Source organism: Nitrospinota bacterium (assembly GCA_035528715.1).
Taxonomy (GTDB): Bacteria; JADFOP01; JADFOP01; order DATKYB01; family DATKYB01; genus DATKYB01.
Genome location: DATKYB010000072.1, coordinates 1 through 25,325 on the forward strand (window position 1 = coordinate 1; position 25,325 = coordinate 25,325).

Here is a 25,325-nt window from a genome sequence, read left to right on the forward strand (position 1 = left end):
TATGGCCTTTCACCGTCCCTACAGACCGGCTCTTGGCATAAAAAAGGCGTTAGAGGAGATCTTCCAGAAGAAGGACATCCTTTATGACTCTAAAGTAGCGGATGCATGCTTGAAGCTTTTTAATGAAAAGGGATTTAAGTTAAAGTAAGAAAATTAAGGCAACAATACGACGTCCTTCTTTGATCCCTTTGCTTTCACACGCAATGTTTTATGAGTATAAATGAAATTATTACACTCTATCTAAAAGAGTAATTATGAATCATACAATCGAGAAAACAGAGCAACTCAAAAAAAACTATTTTCTTAAAAAGATAAGATACATATCCAGTGTTATTCTTGCCTTTTTTTTATTTGTATTGGCATTGAGTTTTGACGCTTGGGAAAAAGTATCTGAAATTGTTAAAAAACATGAAAATATAGAAATTGACGAGATAATACTTGTATTAGCGATTCTCACTATTGTTTCTTTAATTCTTTGTAAAAGGAAGAATAGAGAACTTAAGCATGAAATAACTGAGCGCGATAAGATGGGGAAGAACTTGAAAAATACTACGGAACAATTGAAAACCTTTAATGAAGCAAACAAAAAACTTACCTCTATGATTTCTAACGAAGAATTGCTCCCCTGGATAGCTGAACAGGCTGCCAAGCTTCTTAATGTTGATGCATGTAATTACCGGATAAGAGAGGGGAATTATCTTGTCAGAGGTGGTGGCACCAGAGAGGCTTTAGCGATATTGCCGAAGGAAAAGATAAAGATAGGTGAGAGTCTAAGTGGTCGGATTGCAAAAGAGAATAAGCCGATTATCATAACAGATGGTTTGTCTGATGATCCAAGGCTTCTTCCTGAGCACAGGAAGAAAGCAGCAGAATATGGTTTCAGGTCTGCACTTGGTGTTCCCATGTGTATAGATAAAGAGAATGTAGGAGTTTTAATTGTTTTATCAACTCAGCCAAGAGAGTTTACAGAGGCTGATAGAGAACTTTTATTTGCCTTTGCAAATCAAGCTGCTATTGCTATTGAGAATGCAAAACTTTTTAAAGATTTGAAAAAGGCAAAAGATGAATTAGAGATATCGAATAAGAATTTAGAGAAGAGGGTTACGGAGAGATCAAAAGAACTAAAGGAGATGCAAGCACACCTCATTTATTCTGAAAGGTTGACAGCTTCAGGCAGATTAGCAGCTGGAATGGCTCGCGAGATTAGTAATCCTCTTCAAGCCATTGATTGCTTTATTAGTTCTGTTATGAAGAATATTGACAAGAAGAGCCAGGATAGAGAGTATTTAGGGTTAGCCAAGGAAGGGATTAATAGGATAGAAGCGATTGTGAGAAAACTTTTAGAATTTCATCGTCCAGAAGCAATAAAAAAGAGGTTAGTGGATATAAACTCAATTATAAAAAATACCCTTTCTCTAACAAGGAATCAACTTTTACAAAAAAATATAGTTGTTGTAGAGGACTTTTCCGCTGATTTACCAGAAGTCAATGTCTCTCCCCAACAGTTTCATCAGGTCTTATTAAACCTTATAACAAACGCAGAGGATGCAATGCCAGACGGGGGTGAATTAAGGATTAAAACAAGGAATAGTAAGCGAGCAGTTTATATCGATATAAGTGATACAGGAGCGGGTATGCCTGAAGAGTTGTTAGGGAGAATATTTGAACCCTTTTTTACTATCAACAAGAATAAGGGTATTGGATTGGGGCTTTCTATTTCTTATGGGATTATAAAGGTTCATAATGGGGAGATCCTCGTAAAAAGCAAAGAGAAAGAAGGCTCAAATTTTACTATAAAACTTCCTGTAGAGAAATAATTATCAAGAACTCTGCTTTCAAATACCGACTGAAAAAATCAAGGGTGTCCTTCTTTGGTCCCTTTGCTTTCGCACGCAACAAAGGGATAAATATCACAAATCCCAAATTATCAGTTGATATTTTCTTCCTTTAATATTATCTTTAGAAAAATCATTCATTTTCCAAATCGAGGTTTTTATGCCAAAGATACCACGATGCATGAGCACGCAGCACCCGGACAATGTCCGCCTCCCCTTCTTTGTCGAGGAGAGCCTTATCGACAAGGAGCATGAGGTGATTGAGGCGTATTATGCCTTTTCCCATCTCGGATGCGATGAGCAGATGTGGGACTGCGAGGGAAAAGAGGTGGATAACTATGTGGTGAAGAAGCTCCTCATGAAATACGAATCCTTTTTCAAGGAAAAGGTTTTAGGGAGGGATGTCTTTCTTACGCTTCGCGTCCCGAACCCCTCGGTTGAGCGGGCCGAGGCCAAGATACTCCTGGAGACACTGGAGAGCCTCCCCCGCTCCTATGATGCAGCCAAGCTCTTCTATAAAGAAGATATTGCTCCTATCTTTGAAATCATCCTTCCCATGACCCTCACCCACAAAAGCCTTGAGAGAATTTATCGGTATTACAGGGATTTTGTTGTGGGAAAGCAGGAGATGCCCTTCAGAGATGGGGATATTACCATAAAGGAATGGATCGGCGAGTTCAAGCCAGAAAGAGTGAATGTTATCCCGCTTTTTGAAGATACTGACCGTATGTTAAACGGTCACAAAATCTTAAAAAAATATTTAGAGGATAAGAAGCTAAAGTATCAGCGGGTCTTTCTGGCTCGGTCTGATCCAGCCATGAACTATGGCATTGTGAGTGCTGTTCTTTTAAACAAAATCGCCCTTTGGAAACTTCAAAGATTAAGTGAAGAGATAGGGATTGATATCTATCCGATTATAGGGGTCGGTTCTGTTCCCTTCAGGGGGAATCTCAAGCCCTCAACTGTTGAAAGAGTCCTTCATGAATATCCTTCTGTTCAGACCTATACCATCCAATCGGCATTTAAGTATGACAACCCTGCAGAAGAGGCAATCGAGGCGATCAACAAAATAAAGAGGCACAAGTGTGGTCAAACATTAAAGGTTGTTGAGAAGAGGGCTCTGGATATCATCAAGAGATATACCCATGAATATCAGAAGATTATCAAGGGGATGGCACCCCTGATCAATGAGGTGGCAAAGTATGTCCCAAGCCGAAGGGAGAGGAAGCTTCATATCGGACTTTTCGGATATGCCAGAGAGATGAAGGGGATTAGTCTGCCCAGAGCCATACAGTTTACAGCGGCCCTTTATTCCATCGGTCTTCCGCCTGAGATCTTTGGTCTTGGAAGCTTAAAGAGAGAAGATGTCGATTTTATCAAAGAGGTCTATATCTATTTTGAAGAGGATCTTATGGATGCGCTTAGGTATCTCAATAAGAATTCCTTAAAACTCCTTCCGCCGAAGATAAGGAATCAGATCAAGAATTTTCTAAAGAGGTTCGATTTTGATATCGGGAGTGATGCTGAACATATAGAGCTGACAGATAAGATCAGAAAACTTATTGATGAGAGGTCTCAGCAGAATATCCAGGAGTTTGTCGTTAATGCGGCCTATCACAGAAGATTTCTGGGATAGATTTTGTTTGATGATGAAAATAGGATTTTGAGACTAAAAATCTTTACAAGAGGTCTTTTTTCTTTTCCTCAAATTCTTGCTTGTTAATCTCTCCTTTTGCATATCTCTTTTTAAGGATATCGAGTGCGCTCTCCTCTTCTTTTGAAAAGAGTTCTGGCTTTCTTGTTAATGTAATCCATCTCACAAGAAAGATAATAACCACAATGGTCAAAACCAAAAAAACAATCATAAACAAGGGGCCGAACCATCTCATCATTCCAAACCCCCAGTGCATCATATCAGGTCCTATTCCATATCCCTCTCTATATTGCGCATGTGCAGGTTCAAAGGCAGAGAAGATAAATAAAAGAGATAAACAAAAGGTCATCAGCCGTGATTGAAACATTTTCATTATAAAAACCCTCCTTTCATTAAAGATAGGAGTTTAGGACAGGTTTTTCTCTTTTTCTTGGCCCGAAAGAATGATTTGCTAAATATTGCCAAAGGAGTCCAACAAGGGAGTTGTCGAGGTAGGAACGTATCGATACATAACAGCTGCCGCAGTTGTTGTTTGGTACGAATTCGCGATGAATCTCATCAAGTGAAGTATATCTTTGGTCATGCATCGAACAGGGCTTGAGATAGCCGTCTGGCGTAATCACGAGGAAATGTCTGCCAGCGTTGCAGCCCTTGATTTCCTGGTTTTTAAAAAACTCATAGGTACCCTCAATAGTGAAATCGGCATTCAGAATATGTCCACAATTCCTTTTTTTGTACTCCTTGAGTTTGTCCAACTGGCACCGAAGTTTTAACAGGTCTTCTGGTTTTTCTATGGTGTAGCGACGCTCTTTGGTACGCAAGATGGAATAGGCACTGAAAGAGATTGAGACTCCCCAGCGCTCAGCGGTGCGCACCAGGTCCATGATATGAGGCATATTTTCATTCGTGATCGTGCTGTTGATCACAATATCATTATGCCCGAGCGAAGCCAGCTTGGGGACGAGCTTATTCAGGTGATCGTAAAGGCCTTGGAAGCTTCGCCATTCATCGTGTCTTTTGTCCGGGAAGCAAAGCGAGATTGAAAGCTGGTTCATACCTGCTTCCCTAAAATCAAGGTATTTTTCCTTTGTGAGCAGCGATCCGTTGGTAACCACAATAATATAAGGCGTGTGTTTGCCATTGGGTTTCATCGCCCGGAGGATGTCCGTCAGATCATCTCTAAGAAGAGGCTCCCCGCCAGAGACCTGCAAGATTACCGGCTTAAGAGTCTTTATCAGGTGATGATAGCCATAAGGGCCGATTCGCTTTTCTCCCTCTACCTCGCCGCCCCTGTTGCAATGATTGCAATTCGCTGTGCAGGAATGGGTCATTTCAAGAGAGACGACGGTCGGATAACCCCGAAGATATGCTGGGATCCCACGGCTTAGTATAGCGAAGGTCTCTATTTTGGTAAGTTTCCGCATGGCTGTTAATGATATCAGAAATGAAAAATTATAAAAGGTCTTTTTTCATTGATTCAAATTCTTCTTTACTGATCTCTCCCTTTTCATATTTCTTCTTGAGTGTGGCCTCCTTGCTTTTTGTTTCTGAATCGATTCTCCTCGCCATCCATCCGATGAGGAACATGACAACAAAGACAAGCAGAATAAAGAAGCCTATGATCAGTATGATTCCAATCACACCAGGCATGATGTAAGCCTCCTTTTATTTTCTCCTTAAAGAGTTATCATGGATTCAGGGTCTTTTCCCTCAATCCAGAGCTCATGCCAGTATAAAAATACCAGAAGCGGATAAAGATAGGATTCCAGGCTTAGCTTTCCTGCACTATGAAGGTATAAAAGTTTTTTTATCGAGTCAAGATGAAAATAGTCCCCCTCTTTTAATAAAGGAGAGGTCTTAAGAAGAATACTGAGTTTCTCTGTTAAATTTTTTCTGAGTACTTGATAGCCCGCCCTTCCCAGTTTTATCTTTTTCATCTCTATCGCATGATCAGGAATCAACCCTTCAAGAGCCTTTTTAAGGAGATACTTCTGAATACCATTTTTCATCCTGATTTCAAGGGGGATGCCGAGGACAAAATCTAAGAGATCTGAATCCACATAGGGAAATCTTGGCTGAATGGAGTGGGGAGAAAAGGAGTTAAAAAGATAGGTTATAACTGTTTCAGGGTTAACAAGCATCAGGTTTATCCCTACGCATTTTTCAACAGGTTTGATATCCGGTTTCACCTCGAGCATCTTACTAGCGCAGAGATCGACCAGCGTAGCAGTACTGAGACCTTCATTTCTTTTTAGGAACGGAGAAGAAAAGATAAATTTTTTTTGGAAATCTTGGAGATATATCTTGTGCCCTAGATAGGGTTCATGACCTTTTGATATATGCTCGAAGATTTTTGTTTTCAATCCAGGAAGGAGAGTCTCTCCCTTCATCTTTTCAAAAAGAGAGTTCAAGCAATAGATTGCCTGTGCAGTCGGTTTTTTTAAAAATAAAATCTTTGACCAGGGCGATTCTAAGGTTCTACAGAGATCTAACAGGGGTATTGAATCTAAAAATATCGCATCCGCTAAAGTGCCGAGGAGTACTGTATCTACATCCTCCTCAGCCATTCTTTTGGTGAGGTGATAGATCTCTGGTAGGGCATAGTAGGCACAGGGTTCAGGGCTTACTTCTACAGCGCGTGGTAAAAGGTTGATAAAGTCTTCTTCTTTAATAATCATCTCATGGTGTTTTGTCTTGAAAATATCTTTGATTCTCCTTGCCATTAAAAGCTCAGCATCCACCATTTCATCCTTTACAGTGGAATAGGCAACGCTTAGCGTGTAGGTATTGATCATCTCCACATCTTTTTGTCTGGCAAGGGCCACAAGAGCACTGGAGTCCATGCCGCCAAGGGGGATACTCAGTTCTTTATTATTTTTGATCCGTCGTGTTACGCTGGATATAAGGAGGTCTCTTACCTTTTCTATATAGTAATTTTCATCAGCTTCCGTATGGGTGCTCTGAGGTATGGGCAGCCAGTATGTCCTGGGGATTAATTCATTTGAAAATTTTGAAGAGCTGTTATTTTTGGATATCATGAGTTCAATAAAATTTCCAGCAGGGATTTTCTTTATCCCTTTAATAAGGGTAAGGGGCGGAGGCACAGCACCATATGTAAAAAAATGATAAAGTCCCTCTTCGTTTAGCTCTCTTGGAACAGCCCTGCTATGAAGAAACGTTCCCATCTGATTGGTAAAAATAATGAGACCATCTTTTTTATTTTTTTGATGAAGAATGGCATAGTAGAGGGGTCTTGTCCCTGTTTTATCACGAACGAGATAGAGAAGCTTCTTTAAGCTGTCATAGAGAACAAAAACGAATTCACCATTTAGTTTTTTAAAGGAGTTCGTTCCCTCTTCCTGATAAAGATGAATTATGGCTTCAGCATTATTTTGGGTCGTAAAAATGTAACCCTTATTTTCTAAATGAGACCGCAACTCATCACTGTTTGCCAGAAACCCATCAAAAAAGAGAAATATCTTACCCTTTTCGTCTTTTAGGGGCTGTCTTTGTTCACCAAGAGGGTTCTCCTTTTTGGGGTTATACTTTATTCCCATAGCAATCAATCGATTATCGGGAAGGAGGGATTCTGAATGGCCCTTGTTGAGACAGAGGGATTCGATCATTCGGTGAAAAAGATTGATCTCGTCCTCTTTTAGATCCCTGCCAGGGGATACCATTCCACAGAATAAGGACATCTCGATTACCTTTTGATTTTTTCAGAAGTTTTTAGTCATTGAAGACTAAGATGGGATTATCAAAATTAAGAGGATAAGGCAAGAAAAATTATAGGGGTTTTCGCTTATCTTTTGTGTAAAAAATTTTCTCTAACCATTTTGTTTAAAGACATACAACGCTAACTTGTCACTTGGAAAATATCTATTATTATTTTACCTTAGAAGTTTGAATTTCATTTAAAGTGAGGCGCTAAAATGGAAGAGAAAAAAATCTACAAAACAGGAGATGTTGTTCCCGAAACCGCACTTTATGAGTGCTCGGTTTGTAATGACCTCAAAAAACCAGTAAGGCAAAGGCTTAAAGAAGGAGAAAAGTTCCCAAGATGTAGTGGCTGTAGTGACACTGACATATGGCAGAGAGTCTCATCCACTCTTGATATGCCTACGGGATGCCATTGCTAAATTTAAAGGTAGAAATCGTCTCTCTCAAAGAGAGAAGTTATCCTCTATCTCTTTAAAAAATTTTTCTTGACACTTCCCTCCTATTAAAATATATTTATAGGTGAACAAATGTTCACTTAAGATATTCTTGCCATGAAAGAAGAACTGACAAGCAAACAGGAAAAGATTCTCTCATTTATTACTCATCATATAGAAGATAAGGGATATCCCCCTACCTTTAGAGAGATTGGACAATTCTTTGGTATGGCCAGCACAAATGCCGTAAAGAAGTTTATCAATATACTGGAGGAAAAGGGATACATTCGAAGAAGCGCAAAGAGCGCCAGGGCCCTGGAAGTCATTGACCATACCAGGAGGCAAAAGGGAATATGGGTTCCCATCGTAGGGAGGATCACTGCAGGAGAACCTATCCTGGCTGTTGAAAACATAGAGGAGAGACTCCTCTTAGACCCTTCCCTTGCCAAAAGAGAGAACACCTTTTTACTAAGGGTTTATGGAGACAGCATGATAGAGGCAGGTATCCATGATCAGGATCTGGCATTGATCAAACCTCAAAAGACAGCTGAAAACGGGGAGATTGTTGCTGTATTGGTTGATGATGAGGCCACCATAAAGAGGTTTTATCGCAAGAAAGAAAGGATTGTCCTAAAGCCTGCTAATCCAAAGTATGAGCCGATCGTTATAAAAAGAGATGCAGAGGTAAAGATTATCGGCAAGGTTATCGGGATGATAAGACGATATAAATAGAGATATGTAGACATGATGAGCGATGTAAATGAACCCATAGAAGTAGGGGCAATATTTGGCAGAGATAAAAAATTAATAAAACCGGTCTGGTTTATCTGGGAGAAGAAAAAGTACTTTATTAAGGAAATTACCTATATCTGGAAGAGCAGGGAGGATAGAGCAGACCTGTATCATTTTTCTGTAACAGATGGGAAAAATCTCTACCATATCTCATACAGCATGGAGAGGATGATATGGAGGCTTTGCAACGTAGAGCTGGAGGGATCATGAACAAAGAACGGATTGTGATGCATATTGATATGAATGCCTTTTTTGCTTCTGTGGAGCAGCAGTGCAATCCAGCGTTGCGAGGCAGGCCCATTGCAGTGATCGGTTCAAAAGAGAGGACAGTTATTACCACAGCCTCCTATGAGGCAAGAGCCTTTGGTGTGAAAACAGGGATGACCAAATATGAGGGCAAGAAGCTGTGCCCGAATCTTATTTTGGTTCGGGGGGATAATAAAAAATATACAGACACCTCGATTCGTATCATAGAAATTCTCAAGAGATTTACTCCTCTCGTAGAGGTATACTCTGTGGATGAGGCCTTTCTGGATGTGACAGGTTCGCTGTTGCTGTTTAAGACCCCGGAGAATATTGCCTCCTCAATTAAAGAGGAAATAAGAAACAATCTGGGTCTTCAGTGTTCCGTAGGCATTGCTCCGAATAAGCTTCTGGCAAAACTGGCAAGCGACATGAAAAAGCCAGATGGCATGATCAGGATAAGAAAAGAAGAGGTATCTTTCCTTCTTGAGAAATTACCCATCAAAGAGCTATGGGGAATAGGGAAAGGATTAGAAGTTCATCTTAACAGAATGGGTATTTTTACGTGTGGAGAAATGGGGCGCTATTCCGTAAGATCATTAAAAAGAAAATTCGGTATTATCGGAGAGACGCTCCACAATATGGGACGGGGCGTAGATGATTCTCCAGTGGTTCCCCTAGAAGAGGAACCAGATGCGAAGTCCATAGGCCACAGCATGACTTTCGATGAGGACATATATCATAGAGAAGATATACAGAGACAGCTTCTTCTTCTTTCAGAGATGGTAGGGAGAAGAGCGAGAAGAAATCACTATTTGGGAAGAACCGTAACCTTAAGGATAAGATATAAGAACTTTAGCACCTTTACCAAAAGACACACCATCCGTTTCTTTATTAATGATACGTTTGATATCTATCTCACAGCCCTTGATATCTTAAGATTCATAAGATTAGAACAACCGATAAGACTCTTAGGCATGAGCCTTTCCAACCTGACCAAAAATCTTCAGCTTCCTCTTTTTGCTGATAAAAGAAAAAAAGAAATTGTTACAAGGACGATGGATAATATCAATGATCTCTATGGTGACTTCACGGTAACATGGGGCTCTCTTATTCCCTGCTCGAAAGGCTCAAGGGTTATCTCCCCAAGCTGGAGGCCTTCTGGACCAAAAAGAGTGGAGTTGATAAGATAAATAAATGGGATGATCATTTCCGCTCTGACCATTCATAAAGATTCATTCATCTTCATCAGATAAAATTCTGATTTTTTTAAAGCCATGAAATAAATTTAAAAAAATTTTTTTAACTCAGCATCAGAGATATTTATTATCAAAAATTATTTTTTAAATTTTAAAAAAAATTTTTATTTTTGTTGCAAAAATTTGTTGACAGATGAGTAAAAATATAATAGTATTTTAAACATATTAATTTTAATAAGAAAAAAATGGTTGCGAAAATTTTTGTTTGTAAGACATGTGGAAAGGTAGCTTCTGGGAAAGGGCACCTTTGTTCTCCTGAAGAAAGAGAAAAAATTTATACATGTCAGTACTGCGGCTTAAAATCTATAGATCCAAGACATGTATGCCTTCCTATGATTTTCAATTTTAAGTATTCTTGTCAAACATGCGGTCGTGTATCTACATCTCAGAGTAGATTATGTAACCCTACAATAATTAATGGAGGAGGTGTTAAGATGGCTGTAAAGAAAAAAGCAGCGAAGAAGAAGGTAGCAAGGAAGGTAGCAAAGAAGGTAGCGAAGAAGAAGGTAGCAAGGAAGGTAGCAAAGAAGAAGGTAGCAACGAAAAAGAAAAAAAGATAATTAATATTATATAAAAAGAAAGTCTCAAGGTAAAAAGAACATTCTTTTGGTTGAAGTGTCTTCTGAAACCAAAAGGATAAGTAAGTTTATTTTTTTAAAAATTTTTTCCCGTTCGTAATTAGGTAAACCTATATTACAGGGTATCTTTTCTTTTCGTAAATCATTTATCGATACCTAGTAATATAGGTTTACTTATTTCTTTTTAATCAAGATAAATCCGTACAGTATCTAAAAGCGTATCTAAATTTTTCCTATCCTGTTAATTTATTTTATAAAGTTTTTACTGTCCAGACATTTAGAGAGAATAGCTCTAAGTTTGTTCGCATATATTTTTTGGTGATATATCATTGAGAGAAGAAAAAGAGAAGAGAAGTTTTATCAGTATGCCTTTGAAAAGATAACCCTCTTATCTGACTTGTTCTTACAGATAATACAAGAGCCTTCTTCTTTATTAGATTCTAAAGGGATGCATCTTATCGTTGCCTTTGTATCTTCCTGAACCTTATCTTCGCACTCAGCTGAACCACACCAGTGGGCATGAACAAAACCACCTTCATGAGAAATAATTTTTTTTAGTTCATCATAGCTGTCTGATCGAAAGCTATTTTTTTCTCTAAAGTTTTCTGCCTTTTTAAAGAGACTTTCTTGAATGTCTCCAAGGATTTTTTGTATCGTATCTATCATATCAATTATCGGGCAAGAAATCTTTTCACCAGTATCCCTTCTGACTAAGATTACCTGCTTCTTGGCAACGTCCCTTGGACCTATTTCCATTCTGAGTGGAATTCCTTTTTGCTCCCACTCGTGATATTTCCATCCTGGAGAATACTCTGGTCTATCGTCAAATTTCAAAGTAAAAAGGTTTTTAGCTTTTTCCTTTAGTTCTTCATAAATAGATACACACATGTCCAATTCTTTCTTTTGAGTAAAAATAGGGATGATGACGAGTTGAGTTGGTGAGAGTTTTGGAGGGATAACAATCCCCTTATCGTCACCGTGTGCCATTATCAGAGCACCGATGAGCCTGGTACTTACACCCCAGCTTGTAGCCCATACATAGTTTCTTTCTCCATCTTTATCCTGGAAGGTGACATCAAAAGCCTTTGCAAAATTTTGCCCAAGATTATGAGATGTTCCGGCCTGCAAAGCCCTTTTATCTTGCATCATTGTTTCGATCGTATAGGTTGTCTCCGCTCCTGCAAATTTTTCCTTTTCTGTTTTTGTGCCAGTGATTACAGGAATCGCCATATATTCTTCGACAAATTTTTTATAGACGTTTAACATCCTAAGCGTCTCTTCCTGACATTCTTCTCTTGTGGCGTGGGCTGTATGTCCTTCTTGCCACAAGAATTCTGACGTTCTTAAGAATAATCTTGTTCTCATTTCCCATCTTACAACGTTGCACCACTGGTTAATAAGAACCGGTAGGTCTCGATAAGACATGATCCACTTTTTAAACATTGCCCATATGATTGTTTCTGATGTTGGCCGAACAACAAGCGGTTCCTCTAATTTCTTTCCCCCTCCATGTGTTACCACAGCACATTCTGGAGCAAATCCTTTTACATGCTCTGCTTCTTTCTTTAAAAAGCTTTCTGGAATGAAAAGAGGAAAATAAGCATTTTCATGCCCGGTCTCTTTAAACATTCTATCCAGTATTTCCTGAATACTTTCCCAGAGGGCATATCCATTGGGACGAATGACCATACAGCCTTTTACTGGAGAGTAGTCTGCAAGTTGAGCTGCAGCGATGACATCAGTATACCACCTGGAATAATCCTTATCTTTTTTTGTAATCTTAAAAGCCATTTATCGATTCCTTGCGAAGAAAGATTTGAAAATCATATTACTAAAAATAGGGTGGTATGTTAATATAATTAATAAAAAGTGTCAATGAATAATCGTTTTATATAAAGACGATATGAACGAAAAAAATTAGAGACAGATGCAGGGAAATACAAAACATGGATTTAAAATTTATTGCGGATGACCATTTAGGAAAACTTGCAAGATATCTGAGAATCATAGGACTCGATTGCCTTTATTTCAACTCCATATCAGATAAGGAATTGATGAAAATATCTGAAAAAGAGAACAGGATTATTCTCAGCAGAGATTGGAATCTCTACAGATTTGCCCCCTCCCAGAGATACTTTTTTATAAAATCTCAAAAGGCGCTGGAGCAGCTTAGAATGGTATGCGATCATTTTAAAATCGATCCTTTTGAAAAGATCTTTGAAAGATGCATCGTTTGCAACTCCCTTTTGGTTGATATTAATAAAGAAGATGTCAGAACAAAAGTACCCCCTAAATCTTATAAATGGAAAGAAGAGTTTCATCAATGTAGTGGTTGTAAGAGGATTTATTGGTCAGGGACTCACCACGGGGAAATGATGAAGAATATTAAAAAGATCTTTTCTTATGAATAGTCTTTATAAGTCGCATAGAAAATCGCTCCGGAGTTCATTTTTAAAATCTTTAAGAAATATATGAGAAAATCAATTAAAAATTCCTTATCATACGTGATAAAGGCTAAAAGTTATAAAAAATTTTCCTTGCTTTTTTCCTCGATTTGATTAACGTATCTATTCAATATTTTAAAACCGGGCTGATAAAAATATCATTTTGAGAAGATTTTTATGATACGTAATGGAAAAATCAAGGTAGAAAAGGTCGATATTCCGATAGAAGAACTCCCAGATAAGTTTGAGGGGCTCAGAATTGTTCATATCTCAGATATCCATATAAAGAGATTTGGAAAGAGAGAAAAGAAGATTGTCAAAATCATCAATGAGTTGAATCCCAGCGTCTTATTTATTACAGGAGATATTGTTAGTCGTGATGTCTTAAAGGAGGTTGAAAAATTCTGGTGGGGCATCAAGACAAAATATGGTATATGGGCTGTCCAAGGAAACTGGGAACATAAATATTCAATGACAGGTGAAAGAGTGAAAGAGGTTTATAAGAAATATGGAGTAAAACTCCTTATTAATGAAAGCGATAAATTATATATAAAAGATAATTATATTGGGATAATAGGTATCGATGACCCATTTACATTTCATGATAATATGAGTAAAGCATTGGGTGGATTACCTGAAGATTCTGTAAAGATTCTTCTTTCTCACTCTCCGAGCATAATAGATGAGGCATCGGAAAATGGTATTTCTCTGGTATTGACAGGACATACCCATGGAGGTCAGATAGCTATTCCCGGAATTGGTGCGATAGTAAAGCGAAGGGACTGTAACGGATATGTTTCTGGTAAGTATACGAGAAATCAAACCCAGATTTATGTTAATAGGGGAATCGGTACTTCTATACTGCCTATAAGATTATTTTGCCCACCTGAGATTACCTTAATTAAGTTAAAGAGGGACAGTTCTCAATCTGATCCTTGCTGGAGACATGAAAGATGATTTCTCTCAATCGCTGGATAATAGTCCTTGCGATAGCAATATTTTTAATATTCGCAGGAACAGTCCTCTTTTTAGGATAGTAATCTGAGAATAATAAATCTTTCTTAACTTTTTAAAATCACAAACAGAGCGTCGCTCGCAAGAAATCTCAAAAAGTGTATAAAAAAAGTACGAAACTTCCCTACTTATTGAAATTAAGAAGATTAAAGATGTTATAAAATTTAAAATTTAAAGGAGGTGTCCTATGCGGAAATTATTTGTTTTGACTGCTCTTTTAGTCATCTTTTTTGCATTTGTGGCATCTGCTAAAGAAAAGTTTGAGACAGACACTATCAAAACTTCTGCTGGGGAGCTTAAGATTACATTTATAGGGCATGGTACGTTGATGTTTACCTTTGACGGAAAGATTATCCATATTGATCCAGTAAGCAGAGAAGCCGATTATAATAGGCTGCCAAAGGCAGATATTGTTTTGGTAACCCATGAGCACCGAGACCACTTTGATAGGGATGCGCTGAAGATTCTTCGTACTGAGAAAACCAAGCTTGTGCTGACAGAGGTCTGTGCACTTAAGATCGAAGGCGGTATTGTTATGAAAAATGGGGATGTCAAAACCATTGAGGGATTAACAATAGAAGCTGTGCCTGCTTATAACATCGTTCATATGAGACAAAAAGGGGTTCCCTTTCATCCGAAGGGTATTGGTAATGGCTATGTGATTACCTTCGGTAACAAAAGAGTTTACGTAGCTGGTGATACAGAAAACATTCCAGGGATGAAAAAATTAAAGGAGATCGATATCGCATTCTTACCGATGAACCTCCCATACACGATGACTCCTGATATGGTCGCTGATGCCGCAAGGGCTTTTAAGCCAAAAATCCTTTATCCCTATCACTTCGGTGAAACCGATACATCCAAAATTGTAGATTTACTTCAAGATACCAGAGAGATTGAGGTTCGCATCCGCAATATGAAGTAGTATTCGTTTTTGCTCAAACTTTATGCAAATTAGCAAATTTTGCCACTTGATGTGATAAACTACAAAATAATTTTTTATTGACATTTTCAAAATTACATCATACCTTACTTTTTAAATTATCAACCTAATTAAAAGGAGGGTTTTATGAAGATAAATGCTATTTTTTGCAGAAGGTTTTTATTGCTTGCCTTTATTGTGATCTTTATCAGTGGTTGTGCCTCATCCCTTACTGAACCTTTCGGAAAATTTGGCACGCCAGAAGAGTTTACTGCTGCGAAGGCTGCTATTAAAGAGGCACAGCGTGCTGGTGCCAATACAGACAAGGCTAAGACTTTAATGGCTAAGGCAGAAGAAACCTACCGGGCGTGCAAAACAGATAAGGGGATTGAGCTGGCTATAAAAGCAAAAGAGGAAGCAGATAAGGCTCTTGCCCTGGTTGAGCCGAAAAAAGTAGCAGGAGTAATGATGCCGGCAGAGCCAATAGTTGAGAAGAAGATCGTCCTAAGAGGTATTAACTTTGATTTCAACAAGGCAGAGATAAAGCCTGAATTTAAGCCTGTATTGGATGAAGCGGTGAGAATACTGAAAGATAATCCTAAAGTTAATGTTATTATTGGGGGGCATACGTGCAACATGGGACCTGATAGGTATAATGAACGCCTTTCTGAGAGGCGAGCGAGTTCTGTAAAGGAATATTTTATTAAACAGGGAGTTGACTCCAATCGATTAAAGTCCATTGGTTATGGAGAGTCAAGGCCAATAACGGACAATCGAACCTCAGAAAAAAGGAGAATGAATCGAAGGGTTGAAATAAAAGCAGTTAAATAGGTCATGCATCGAGCAAAGATTTTATCCATTTTCATTTTTGGCCTTGTTATCTTTTTTTCTATTCATGCATTTTGTGAAAATTTCTCTGAGGTAGAAAGGAGCTTCGAGAAATTTAAAAAAGCGTGGATAGAAAAGCTTAATAGAATAGAAAAAGCAAATCTTAAAAATATCAGAATAGGAAATTCAGGAGAACCTTTCAAGGCAGAATATATTGGGTACGGTAAAAAGTTCAATCATACTATCAAAAAAACTAAATCTTCCTTAACACCCTTTATTGGGATACTCACCTATTATGAAATAAAATATGTAAGTATTGGACGGGACAAAAAAGCGGTCAAAAAGGGTCCTTTCAAAATTCGTATGAGTACAAAAGTAAAAGAGATTTTCAGATATACAAGGGGGAAATGGGTTTATTAGAGACTTTAGTTAAGATACCCTTTTTCTTTTAGCTCTTGATAGATTGTATCGGCCCTCTCTAAGCTGTCGAATACTAAAACAGAGGTTATTGTAGCTTGGCTAACGGCATCAACCCTTGAGTCAAAGTCAAAAGGGTTATAAAGATACTTCCCAAGGACGCGGTTTTTCATCTTTTTTAAATCTTCTTCATTCCATTTTACGTTTCCATATTTTGTTAAGGCTAATGGAACAAGATTGACAACTTTGCCCTTTGAGTCAAAAACAAAGATGAAATGGGTATTTTCGCATGCATCACATATGGCCGTTCTGCTGGCTACTTTGGCAAAGAGTTTTTCGCCCTCATTTTTTTTGCTCATGCTTCCCATATAGACGATTTCATTATTCTTTAATTTTATTTCTTTGAATTCTATTATTTCATTCCCCACTTCTTTTAGCCCTTGTTTTACCAGACTAATCAATTTTTCTTCAGAGATATCAGGCTTAAGGGGTTTGAGGGGTTCAGGAGGCCCTTCTTTCTTTGTCTTTTTTATCGTGGCAATTTTATATGTCATGATTGTACGGGCATCTTCAAGATAGGGAGAGTACTCCTTAATAAGACCAAAGTGAGCCTTGGCTATGACCATTTCATCTGGAGATTTTCTTATAAGAATATGAAAAGGGGCTCTACTGCTACCAACGACATCGAGTATCTTAAACTTAATATCAGGGATAATAGGATAGGAGATATTGTATCTTTTTTTAAAGGTTTGTATTTCTCTTTCATTATTTCCAGCAGCAATTCCTATCATCTTTATCTTTCCTTTAGTCGCAGGGTCTTTTTCTATAGCTTCATGTAAATTGGTAAGTATAGGTGCCTGATTTTGACAATTAGGACAGTAGACATTTAACATTTCTAAAAGGATGAGCTCTCCTTTAATCTCTTTGAAGCGAAACTTTGCTTTTTTAGAGAGGCCAAGATATTTTAGGTCTGAAGAAGAGAGCTTTTGTTCGATCAAGATATTTGGAAATTCTTCGCCGACCATTAATGCTCGGGTTCTTTGGGCAAATGCTGGGCTTGTAGCGATTAGTAAAAAGACAAATAGGAAAAAATAAAAAAAAGTTTTCTTTAGAAAAGATTGATTCATTTTGAAATTTCCCTTATGTTTTTTAGATTTTTAAATTTCCTTCCAACCCAAAGACTTTTTGACCCTATTTTGGGGATCGATTATTAAACCCTCTGTATCTTCTAAGTTTTCAATAAATTTTATGCTCTTATCAGGACCAAGAACAAAGGCAGTAGTTGCCAGGGCATCTGCAGCCATGGTGTTTTCGGCAACCACGCTTACGCTTAAAGATTGATGGGGAGAAAATCCCGAAGCAGGATTAATGATGTGATGGTAAATTTTATCTTTATCATAGAAGATTTCATAATTTCCTGATGTGGCAACTGCCCTATTATAAAGGGGAATAATTGTTTTATATCTTTTATTCTCATGAGGGTCTTTTATAGCTATCTTCCAAGGGATATTCTCTCTTTTTCCCCCTAATGCCCTTATATCTCCTCCAGCATTGATTAAAGCATGTTTGACTCCCTTTTTTTGTAATAGCTCAATCCCTTTATCTACGATATAACCCTTTGCGATACCATCAAAAGTAATCCCCATGCCCTCTTTTTGAAACCGTATCTCCTTTGAGTCAAAATAGATATTTTTGGTGTCTATTAATTTCAGGGCTTCATTAATTTTTTTTATGTCAGGAGGTTTGTTTTCTATAATAAAAGAGTCTTTATAGATATCGATAAGAGGTTTAACCGTAATATCAAAGGCACCGTTGCTTATGGAATGATAGTGGAATGAAGCACCTAAAACAGATTGAATTTCAGGCAAGACATTCTTTTGAAATCCAGTCTTGTTCAATTCAGCAACGGAAGAGTTGTCTGTGTGTCTATTCAGCATTGCTGCAAGTCTCTTTATCTCAGCAAAGGTTTCTTCAACACCCTCTTCTATCTTTGTTTTTGATGAATCGAGAAGGGTGATGGTGACATAGGTGGACATCAGGACTTTTGTCTTTTTAGTCATAAACATATCTTTTGAGAATTTAATTGGATTCAAAGGGCTGGCGAGAACAGGGTTAGCAGTGAATCCTATGCCCATTAAGCTCAAGCTTTTTAGAAAAAACCTTCTGTCTATCTTTTTGTCTAGGGAGTTTAGGTGATGATTTATCATAATATATCCTCATGGAGAATTTTTCAGGAAATTAAAAATGAATATATAAACTAAAAAGATATTCGTCAACAAAAAATATTATCTTCAATATATTTAATTTGACAAGCTGAACATAAAGCAGAACCAAAAAATTTTTTCTATGCAACTCAATGTTAAGTCAAAATCTTGACGACATTTAATATTTTTAGATAAATGAATATAAAAAGAAATATATAATCTATTGAAATTGAAAAGGTAACCGTTTTGGCATATGAGTTGTATAGATTTTTAAAATGTATCATTTAATAAAAAAGGAGGTGGATATGGCAAGGGTTAAGGCAGAGAGAAGGAAATTTTTGAGGATACCTAAAGAATCCAAAGTGAGATATCACGAATTAAAGTATCCTATGGCCAAACGCGACATAAAAAATACAAAATCAAAGAATGTTGGTGGGGGAGGGATTCTCTTTTCTTCTGGTAAATATATAGATACTGGAACGATATTAAAAATAGATATAACTGCTCAAGGTTGGGAGAAATATAGACCAGGCTTTTTTAAGGGAGGGGAGACATCTGTTTCTAAACCGATAACAGTTATTGGAGAGGTAATCAGGTCAAAGGAGGTGGTAAAGAATAAAGAGTATGACACTGCAGTGAGATTTGTCAATATCCATGAAGATGATCTTCGGGGTCTTATCGGATATATAGAAAATTATAAAAAATAATCTTTTTAAACTAAGAAAGGCTCATCTCATCAAATGATATCAGTTTTAGATTCATCTCCTTTATAACCTCTTTTAATCGAGGGTCAATCAACATCCTCAGCTCCCTGTATCGATGTTCAGGTCCGTATTTACCATATCCTGGTTTTGAGGTTTTTTCTTCCATAAGGGATGGATGACACATGATTTCACTAATCCCTTCCCTACATGATTTGAGGATAGATTCGAATATATTCTCCTTTTCTTTATGTCCCATCTGAGAGATACCAAAAAAATAATCGGGATATGCGATTCGATATTTATGGAGCTTCGCTCTACTCCTCTTTGCCAAAAATGAGATCCAGCACCTCCATATGGTATTTCTTTTTAAAAATCCTCTCTGATAGATACTCGCAGTAGGCATCGCTGTCTCATTTGGGAACCGCATCTTAGATATTTTAAATTTATGAGCCAACTCTAATATTATATTTAAAACTTGAGGAAGATAACCAATATGTTTATGGCTATCAATGTGAGAGCATTCAATTCCATAGCTTAAAAACCTTTCAATTTGAGCCCTGAGTTCCTTTTTTACCTCTTCTAAATTGACCTGGTGTAATATCAGTCTCTGAATAAATTTAGGGTAACCTAAGAATCTTCCATTTTGATCTGTTAATGTTTTACATTCATTCTTAGGCAAGGTCGGTTTTCCGTAGGTTAGATTGAGATGAATCCCTACACCTAGATTGGGAGCCTGTTTAATAAGAGGTAATCCATGTTCAACCAAATTTCCATTGATGACTATACTGGTATTCGTAACAATCCCTTCTCTATGGGTCTTGATTATTCCGAGATTAATCTCCTCTGAAAGACCGAAATCATCAGCATTAATTATGACTCTTTTCATTTTTTCAACAAAAATTATTTTAATATATTAGGTTAGCTTTTGTTTTATGATGATTCAGAAGGTTCTCTTTGAGATAGTAAGCTAAAAATATGTATGTCAGTCAAAAGCATTTATATGGGCCACTTCTCTTTTTTGTAAGACATTTCCCAGAACATATATTCATAGCGTGAGCTTAAAAGAAAATAGTTATCCATCTTTGTCAATTCATCTTTCCTGGCATCTTTAGCAAGGTCATTACAGAGAATCCTCAGCCAATCTGCCAAGGCACCCCATTCTTCAGAAGAATAGGTCTTGATCCATTTTTCATAGATGGGTTGTTTGGGCATCTCCCCCTTTGCCAGCCTTTTTCCAATCTCCCAGTATCCCAACTGACAGGGAAGGAGGGAGGATATGATCTCTGCCAAGGAACCCTCATAGGCTACTTTAAGGAGATGGTCGATATAGGCCCGTGTGGTGGGTGCGAGTTCTGTTTTATTCAATTCTTTACGGCTGATTCCGATCTTTTTCGCATTGCTCCTGTGAAGCTCAAGCTCTGTGTTGAGCGTTAGATCTAGGAGCTCAGCGAATTTACCCTTAATTTTTAAATCAGGGGTCTTTGTAACAGCCAGCGAAAATATATGGGTGTAATCGAGGAGAAAGAGATAGTCCTGTTTCATGTAAAACTTGAAGTTTTTCAGGGGGAGGGAGTCATTCCCTATATCTTGCACAAAGGGATGATTCAGAAGGGCTTTATAGACTTTTGCATGCTTCTTTTTCATTTCCTCTGCAAATCCCATTTTTTCTCCTTATCTTGAGACAGATCTGTTCAATTTTTAAGTTTTTCTTTAGATGCCCCATATAATGTTTTTGCTGGACAAACATGAACCGTTACGCTTTCAACATTCTGAAATTGGGTTTTAAGGGTATATTCCACCTCTTTGGCAATGTCGTGACCTTTTTTAACCGTCATGTCTTCATCTACCTCAATGTGTAGCTCAATGATAATAGATGTCCCAACATTTCTTGCTTTAATTTTATGAGCCTCTTTAACATCTGAAATTGATAGGACCGTTGATTCAATTTCTTTTATTAATTCTTTATCTACAGAGGTTTCAATCAATTCCTTAAAGCTATTTAAGGTGATTTCACCCCCTACTTTTACAATCAGGATAGCGACAAAGACTGCTGCAAGGGGATCAAGAAAGGCTAATCCCATTTGAGCACCACTAATTCCAATAAGGGCAGCTATAGAGGATAGGGCATCAGACCTGTGATGCCAGGCATTCGCAATAATTGACGGGCTATTTATTCTTTTTCCTATAAATACGGTATATCTATATATAGCTTCTTTTACAATAATAGAAATAATCGCAGCAAAGAGAGCAAGAGATGTGGGAATGGTCATTGGGTTTATGGATGCAAGGACACCATCGTAGCCAATTTTCAAACCTATGATTATTAACCCAATACCAATGATGCCTGTGGTCACCGTTTCTATTTTACCATGACCATAAGGATGTCTTTCGTCCTTGGGCTTGCTGCTAAACTTTAGACCTGCAAGTACTATAAAATCAGTTATAAAGTCTGAAAGTGAATGGATAGCATCTGCAATCAGAACATGGCTTTTTCCTAATATACCTGCAAAAAGTTTAAATACCGTTAATAGGAAATTTATGATAAGCGCAAGTATAGTTACTCTCCTGCCTTTTTGATATCTTTCTTCTTTATCCATACGTTAATACTTTATCTTTTTTGCTAAATGTAATATATTGTATATTATCCTAAATTATAACTTCAATTTATTTGAATTAAAAGAGATATTTAATATAAAAACTCCTTAGTAACAGAAAGAAATATGATTCTTTTGAGGATGTAACAATGTTAAAATCTAAGCCAGCTCATGCGTTAAAAAGAATATCTGAGAATTATATTGCAATTTTTTTTTATCTATAGTAAAATTTTTTTGATTTGAAATACGCCCTCTTTTTTAGCTAAATTCTCACAATTCTGACAGAAAAATTTAGCGACACTTTAGTCATAAAGTAAGAAAAAAATATTAATTTATAGAATGTTATGGCGTTTTTGAATATCACATTTTTTTCTTGACAGTCAGCCTGTTTTATTATATTTTTAATCTCTGTTTTCTATCTTGTGAGTACCTATGAGTACCTAAAAAGTTTAAAATATAATAAAGGAAGGAGGTGAATTCGGAGGGTTTCGTATCTACTAAAGATACTTTATTATAAAGTATCTTGGTAAAATCTATAAAGGAGGGAGATTATATGAAGCGGAAATGGCAGCTGGGAATCATAGTTATCACAGTCTTTGCCATGATTGGTCTTCTCGGTATGAGCGGTGTTGCTAATGCATGGGAGCCGAGAAAGCCTGTTGAGATTGTCATTCCTGCTGGACAGGGGGGCGGTGCTGATGTTATGGGAAGATTTCTTGCTACCCTCTTGCAGGTCCATAAGATGGTTAAAAAACCATTTATCGTTATCAACAAGCCTGGTGGTTCTGGTGCAGTAGGGATGCAGTACATGTATTCAAAATCGGGAAATGCCCATTACTTTTTGATCAGCCTCTCAAACGTTATTACGACTCCTCTCCATACCAACTTGGGGATCACATGGAAAGACCTGACACCTCTTGTAAGAATGTGTCTTGATAGACACTGCCTGTGTACAAATCCAAAGCAACATGCTGATTGGAAAACCGTTGGAGATGTAGTCAAGGCAATCAAGGCAGCACCTAAAGGAACATATAAACTTGCAGGGACCGGTTCAAAACAGGAAGACCAGATCGTTATGCTCCTGTTTGAGAAGAAGGCCCTTGGCTCAATGGGCTGGTTAACCTATGTTCCCTTTAAGGGCGGTGGTACGGTTGCTGCTAACTTAGTTGGTGGTCACGTTGACCTCAATGTTAACAATCCATCAGAGTTTCTACCTCAATCACGAGCGAACAGAATCAATGTTATCGCGATGTTTGATAAGGAGAGACTTCCTGGCCTCCATATGATGGATGAAACAACACCACAGCCTCCTACAGTAAGAGAGTCAGGATACGATGTGGTATACGAGATGTTGAGAGGTATGTTTGGTCCTCCTAAGCTGAAGAAGGATGAGATTCAATACTATGTTGATCTTTTTAAGAAGATCAATGACACCAAAGAGTGGCATCGATACACGGATGACTACTATCTCCAGAGAGCATTCTTAGGCAATAGCCCAGAGCTCTATAAGTGGTTTGAGGAATATTCTAAGATGCATGAAGACCTATTAAGAGAAGCTGGATTGATGTAATTAAGAATTTAACTTTGGGATTGAATCAGAAGGAGAGAATGAATGCGGAAGGCAGATTTAATTACTGCGGCTGTGATTATTGTTTGGTGTATCATATCAATGATTGAAGCTACAAAGCTAAAAATAGGATGGGTAAAAAATGTGGGGCCGGGGGGAGGCTTTCTCCCCTTTTGGCTCTGTTTTCTCACAGGAATCTTTGCACTGATTGTGTTGCTACAGGTAATCTTTACAAAAGAGCCTTCTACAGAGCCCTTCTTTAAGGATAGGGAGGGGCTTAGAGCTGTGATGAAGGTTCTTGCGACTGCTGCGGGGGCTGTTGTTTGCTATACGTTTATTGGGGCATACTTTGGCAGCATGGTCTACATTGCCGTTTACATGCTCTATGTAGGGAAGCGCTCCAAGCTTCAGACGGCTATCGTCAGTATCATGGTTCCTGTTGGGATTTGGTTTATGTTCGAGTATATGCTGAAGATCCCGCTACCCAAGGGGATTGAAATATTAGATGAGCTTTGGTATAGGTATATACCATTATAGGGATAAGAATATTCTAACTTAAGAATTAGGAAGGAAGATTCGATGCTTGAGATATTTAATCTTTTAATGGGTGGATTTGCAATTGCGTTGACGCCATACAATATCTTTTGTATGGTAATCGGAGTGACTTTGGGGACGGTCTTTGGATGTATTCCTGGCTTAGGGCCGACAAACGGCACAGCTATTCTTCTCCCTGTGACCTTTGTCATCCCGCCGACATCAGCCATCATATTCCTGGCAGGAATCTATTACGGTGGATGTTATGGCGGAGCCATTGCTTCAATATGCCTCAATATACCAGGCACACCAATGGCAGCGGCTACGGCCATTGATGGCTATCCTATGGCAAAGAAAGGGGAGGGAGCACAAGCACTGATTGCTGCTGCATGGGGCTCCTTCTGGGGAGGCACGGTGGCAATGATTCTCTTTACGCTTTTTGCCCCGCCTCTGGCTGACTTTGCCTTGAGGTTTGGTCCCCCAGAATATTTTGCCATCATGATGTTGGCTTTTGCTACTTTTGCAGGATTGGCAGGGAAGAACATCTGGAAGACCCTGATCACCACCATAATTGGGCTGATCTTTTCTACCATGGGTATCGATATCGTCACCGGAAACCCCCGCCTTACCTACGGTGTACTGGAGCTGATGAACGGTATTAGCTTCCTGGTTGCTGTGGTTGGGCTCTGGGGCGTTGGGGAGATAATGGCGACAGCAGAGCTGAGCCTTGAATTCAAGGTCCTTCAGCCCGATTTTCACTACATGGAAATATGGAGAACAGGAAAGAAGATTTTAAAGTACTTTAAGGCCTCTATGATAGGCTCGGTGGTTGGTTTCTTTGTGGGAACCCTGCCAGCAGCAGGGGCAACCCCAGCTTCTTTTATCTGCTATGGTCTTGCCAAGAGTACTGCTCCACTGGAAAGACAGAAGCTATTCGGGACAGGCCATATTGAAGGGGTTGTAACGCCTGAGTGTGCGAATAATGCTGCCAGTACGGGTTCGATGTTACCCCTCTTTACCTTAGGGGTTCCAGGATCGCCAACAGCAGCTGTTCTCCTCGGTGGCTTGATGATTTGGGGATTACAGCCAGGTCCTCTCCTTTTCGTAGAGGAGCAGGAATTTGTATGGGGGCTCATTGCCAGCCTCTATGCAGGTAATCTTGTGGCTGTTATTCTTAACCTCTTTGCGATACCTGTATTTGTCTCTATACTGAGGGTTCCCTTTACCATCCTTGCACCAGTGATTGTTGTTCTCTGTCTGGTGAGTGGGTATGCCATGAATAACCTCTTTTTTGAAATATGGCAGGTTCTCATCTTTGCGGTTATTGGATATACCTTTAAGAAGCTCGACTATCCCTTGGCACCACTCATTCTTGCCCTTGTTCTCGGGCCGATGACAGAGAGAGCCCTTCGTCAGAGCCTTATTATCACTAGGGGGGATCCAACAATATTCTTTACTAGACCGATGTCAGGTACCATTATGGCAGTATCCGTTCTTCTGTTTCTGGTTCCATTCTTACCTATGATATTTGCTAAGTTTAAAAAGAAGGAAACAGGATAAGATTTTTATTTAGATAAAAATA

The 25,325-nt window shown here is 38.3% G+C and carries 26 protein-coding genes; 16 read left to right on the forward strand and 10 right to left on the reverse strand.

Features of this window, described 5'->3' with window-relative positions; translation table 11 throughout:
* The first annotated feature begins 254 nt into the window (after window positions 1-254).
* Together VMW81_05545 and ppcA are read left to right on the forward strand one after the other, a co-directional pair.
* A complete protein-coding gene (locus VMW81_05545; GenBank protein ID HUU50400.1) occupies window positions 255-1,817 on the forward strand; it encodes an ATP-binding protein in 1,563 nt (520 codons plus the stop codon).
* A gap of 178 nt (window positions 1,818-1,995) precedes the next feature.
* Window positions 1,996-3,471: a phosphoenolpyruvate carboxylase gene (ppcA, locus tag VMW81_05550; protein ID HUU50401.1), complete on the forward strand. Its 1,476-nt coding sequence runs from the start codon at window positions 1,996-1,998 to the stop codon at window positions 3,469-3,471.
* Between the two features lie 43 nt (window positions 3,472-3,514).
* On the opposite strand, the gene VMW81_05555 is transcribed toward ppcA, so the two are convergent.
* From VMW81_05555 to VMW81_05570, 4 genes are read right to left on the reverse strand one after another with little or no spacing between them, the layout of a single operon-like run.
* A complete protein-coding gene (locus tag VMW81_05555; GenBank protein HUU50402.1) occupies window positions 3,515-3,862 on the reverse strand; it encodes an SHOCT domain-containing protein in 348 nt (115 codons plus the stop codon).
* Between the two features lie 19 nt (window positions 3,863-3,881).
* A complete protein-coding gene (locus VMW81_05560) occupies window positions 3,882-4,913 on the reverse strand; it encodes a radical SAM protein (protein ID HUU50403.1) in 1,032 nt (343 codons plus the stop codon).
* A 28-nt stretch (window positions 4,914-4,941) separates the two neighbouring features.
* The gene (locus VMW81_05565) at window positions 4,942-5,139 is read right to left on the reverse strand and encodes an SHOCT domain-containing protein (protein HUU50404.1); all 198 of its coding nucleotides are present in this window, start codon (window positions 5,137-5,139) and stop codon (window positions 4,942-4,944) included.
* Between the two features lie 26 nt (window positions 5,140-5,165).
* A complete protein-coding gene (locus VMW81_05570; protein HUU50405.1) occupies window positions 5,166-7,187 on the reverse strand; it encodes an asparagine synthase-related protein in 2,022 nt (673 codons plus the stop codon).
* Window positions 7,188-7,421: 234 nt separating this feature from the next.
* On the opposite strand from VMW81_05570, the gene VMW81_05575 reads away from it, so the two are divergent.
* The 5 genes from VMW81_05575 (at window position 7,422) to VMW81_05595 (ending at window position 10,497) form a co-directional block, all read left to right on the forward strand.
* A complete protein-coding gene (locus tag VMW81_05575) occupies window positions 7,422-7,628 on the forward strand; it encodes a hypothetical protein (protein ID HUU50406.1) in 207 nt (68 codons plus the stop codon).
* Window positions 7,629-7,760: 132 nt separating this feature from the next.
* A complete protein-coding gene (gene lexA / locus VMW81_05580; protein ID HUU50407.1) occupies window positions 7,761-8,375 on the forward strand; it encodes a transcriptional repressor LexA in 615 nt (204 codons plus the stop codon).
* Between the two features lie 12 nt (window positions 8,376-8,387).
* A complete protein-coding gene (locus tag VMW81_05585; protein HUU50408.1) occupies window positions 8,388-8,645 on the forward strand; it encodes a hypothetical protein in 258 nt (85 codons plus the stop codon).
* Window positions 8,642-9,871, forward strand: coding sequence for a DNA polymerase IV (gene dinB, locus VMW81_05590; protein ID HUU50409.1), 1,230 nt, complete (start codon window positions 8,642-8,644; stop codon window positions 9,869-9,871). The genes VMW81_05585 and dinB overlap by 4 nt, the downstream gene beginning before the upstream one ends.
* 251 nt (window positions 9,872-10,122) lie before the next feature.
* Window positions 10,123-10,497, forward strand: coding sequence for a hypothetical protein (locus VMW81_05595; protein ID HUU50410.1), 375 nt, complete (start codon window positions 10,123-10,125; stop codon window positions 10,495-10,497).
* 378 nt (window positions 10,498-10,875) lie between these two features.
* Here the strand turns inward: VMW81_05595 and proS are convergent, their stop codons facing one another.
* The gene (gene proS / locus VMW81_05600; protein ID HUU50411.1) at window positions 10,876-12,306 is read right to left on the reverse strand and encodes a proline--tRNA ligase; all 1,431 of its coding nucleotides are present in this window, start codon (window positions 12,304-12,306) and stop codon (window positions 10,876-10,878) included.
* Between the two features lie 155 nt (window positions 12,307-12,461).
* Between proS and VMW81_05605 the strand changes: the two genes are divergently transcribed.
* The 5 genes from VMW81_05605 to VMW81_05625 all read left to right on the forward strand — a co-directional run bounded on the left by VMW81_05605 (window position 12,462) and on the right by VMW81_05625 (window position 16,143).
* Entirely contained in the window at window positions 12,462-12,926 is a 465-nt protein-coding gene (locus tag VMW81_05605) for a Mut7-C RNAse domain-containing protein (GenBank protein ID HUU50412.1), read from the forward strand.
* Between the two features lie 210 nt (window positions 12,927-13,136).
* Entirely contained in the window at window positions 13,137-13,916 is a 780-nt protein-coding gene (locus tag VMW81_05610; protein ID HUU50413.1) for a metallophosphoesterase, read from the forward strand.
* Window positions 13,917-14,160: 244 nt separating this feature from the next.
* Complete coding sequence (locus VMW81_05615; protein ID HUU50414.1) at window positions 14,161-14,898, forward strand: MBL fold metallo-hydrolase; 738 nt, start codon at window positions 14,161-14,163, stop codon at window positions 14,896-14,898.
* A 144-nt stretch (window positions 14,899-15,042) separates the two neighbouring features.
* The gene (locus tag VMW81_05620; protein ID HUU50415.1) at window positions 15,043-15,726 is read left to right on the forward strand and encodes an OmpA family protein; all 684 of its coding nucleotides are present in this window, start codon (window positions 15,043-15,045) and stop codon (window positions 15,724-15,726) included.
* Between the two features lie 3 nt (window positions 15,727-15,729).
* Window positions 15,730-16,143 (forward strand): hypothetical protein, encoded by a 414-nt coding sequence (locus tag VMW81_05625; protein HUU50416.1) that lies wholly within the window; start codon window positions 15,730-15,732, stop codon window positions 16,141-16,143.
* A 5-nt stretch (window positions 16,144-16,148) separates the two neighbouring features.
* On the opposite strand, the gene VMW81_05630 is transcribed toward VMW81_05625, so the two are convergent.
* Both VMW81_05630 and VMW81_05635 read right to left on the reverse strand, forming a co-directional pair.
* Window positions 16,149-17,165: a redoxin domain-containing protein gene (locus VMW81_05630; protein HUU50417.1), complete on the reverse strand. Its 1,017-nt coding sequence runs from the start codon at window positions 17,163-17,165 to the stop codon at window positions 16,149-16,151.
* Window positions 17,166-17,297: 132 nt separating this feature from the next.
* The gene (locus tag VMW81_05635) at window positions 17,298-18,347 is read right to left on the reverse strand and encodes an FAD:protein FMN transferase (GenBank protein HUU50418.1); all 1,050 of its coding nucleotides are present in this window, start codon (window positions 18,345-18,347) and stop codon (window positions 17,298-17,300) included.
* Between the two features lie 302 nt (window positions 18,348-18,649).
* On the opposite strand from VMW81_05635, the gene VMW81_05640 reads away from it, so the two are divergent.
* A complete protein-coding gene (locus VMW81_05640) occupies window positions 18,650-19,051 on the forward strand; it encodes a PilZ domain-containing protein (protein ID HUU50419.1) in 402 nt (133 codons plus the stop codon).
* A 10-nt stretch (window positions 19,052-19,061) separates the two neighbouring features.
* On the opposite strand, the gene VMW81_05645 is transcribed toward VMW81_05640, so the two are convergent.
* The 3 genes from VMW81_05645 to VMW81_05655 form a co-directional block, all read right to left on the reverse strand.
* A complete protein-coding gene (locus VMW81_05645; protein HUU50420.1) occupies window positions 19,062-19,934 on the reverse strand; it encodes a ChbG/HpnK family deacetylase in 873 nt (290 codons plus the stop codon).
* A 110-nt stretch (window positions 19,935-20,044) separates the two neighbouring features.
* The gene (gene tenA, locus VMW81_05650; GenBank protein HUU50421.1) at window positions 20,045-20,710 is read right to left on the reverse strand and encodes a thiaminase II; all 666 of its coding nucleotides are present in this window, start codon (window positions 20,708-20,710) and stop codon (window positions 20,045-20,047) included.
* A gap of 29 nt (window positions 20,711-20,739) precedes the next feature.
* Window positions 20,740-21,645, reverse strand: coding sequence for a cation diffusion facilitator family transporter (locus VMW81_05655; protein HUU50422.1), 906 nt, complete (start codon window positions 21,643-21,645; stop codon window positions 20,740-20,742).
* A 550-nt stretch (window positions 21,646-22,195) separates the two neighbouring features.
* On the opposite strand from VMW81_05655, the gene VMW81_05660 reads away from it, so the two are divergent.
* The 3 genes from VMW81_05660 to VMW81_05670 are packed head-to-tail and all read left to right on the forward strand — an operon-like array spanning window position 22,196 to window position 25,303.
* Entirely contained in the window at window positions 22,196-23,212 is a 1,017-nt protein-coding gene (locus VMW81_05660; GenBank protein ID HUU50423.1) for a tripartite tricarboxylate transporter substrate-binding protein, read from the forward strand.
* 42 nt (window positions 23,213-23,254) lie between these two features.
* The gene (locus tag VMW81_05665; protein HUU50424.1) at window positions 23,255-23,746 is read left to right on the forward strand and encodes a tripartite tricarboxylate transporter TctB family protein; all 492 of its coding nucleotides are present in this window, start codon (window positions 23,255-23,257) and stop codon (window positions 23,744-23,746) included.
* A 42-nt stretch (window positions 23,747-23,788) separates the two neighbouring features.
* Complete coding sequence (locus VMW81_05670) at window positions 23,789-25,303, forward strand: tripartite tricarboxylate transporter permease (GenBank protein HUU50425.1); 1,515 nt, start codon at window positions 23,789-23,791, stop codon at window positions 25,301-25,303.
* The last annotated feature ends 22 nt before the right edge of the window (window positions 25,304-25,325 follow it).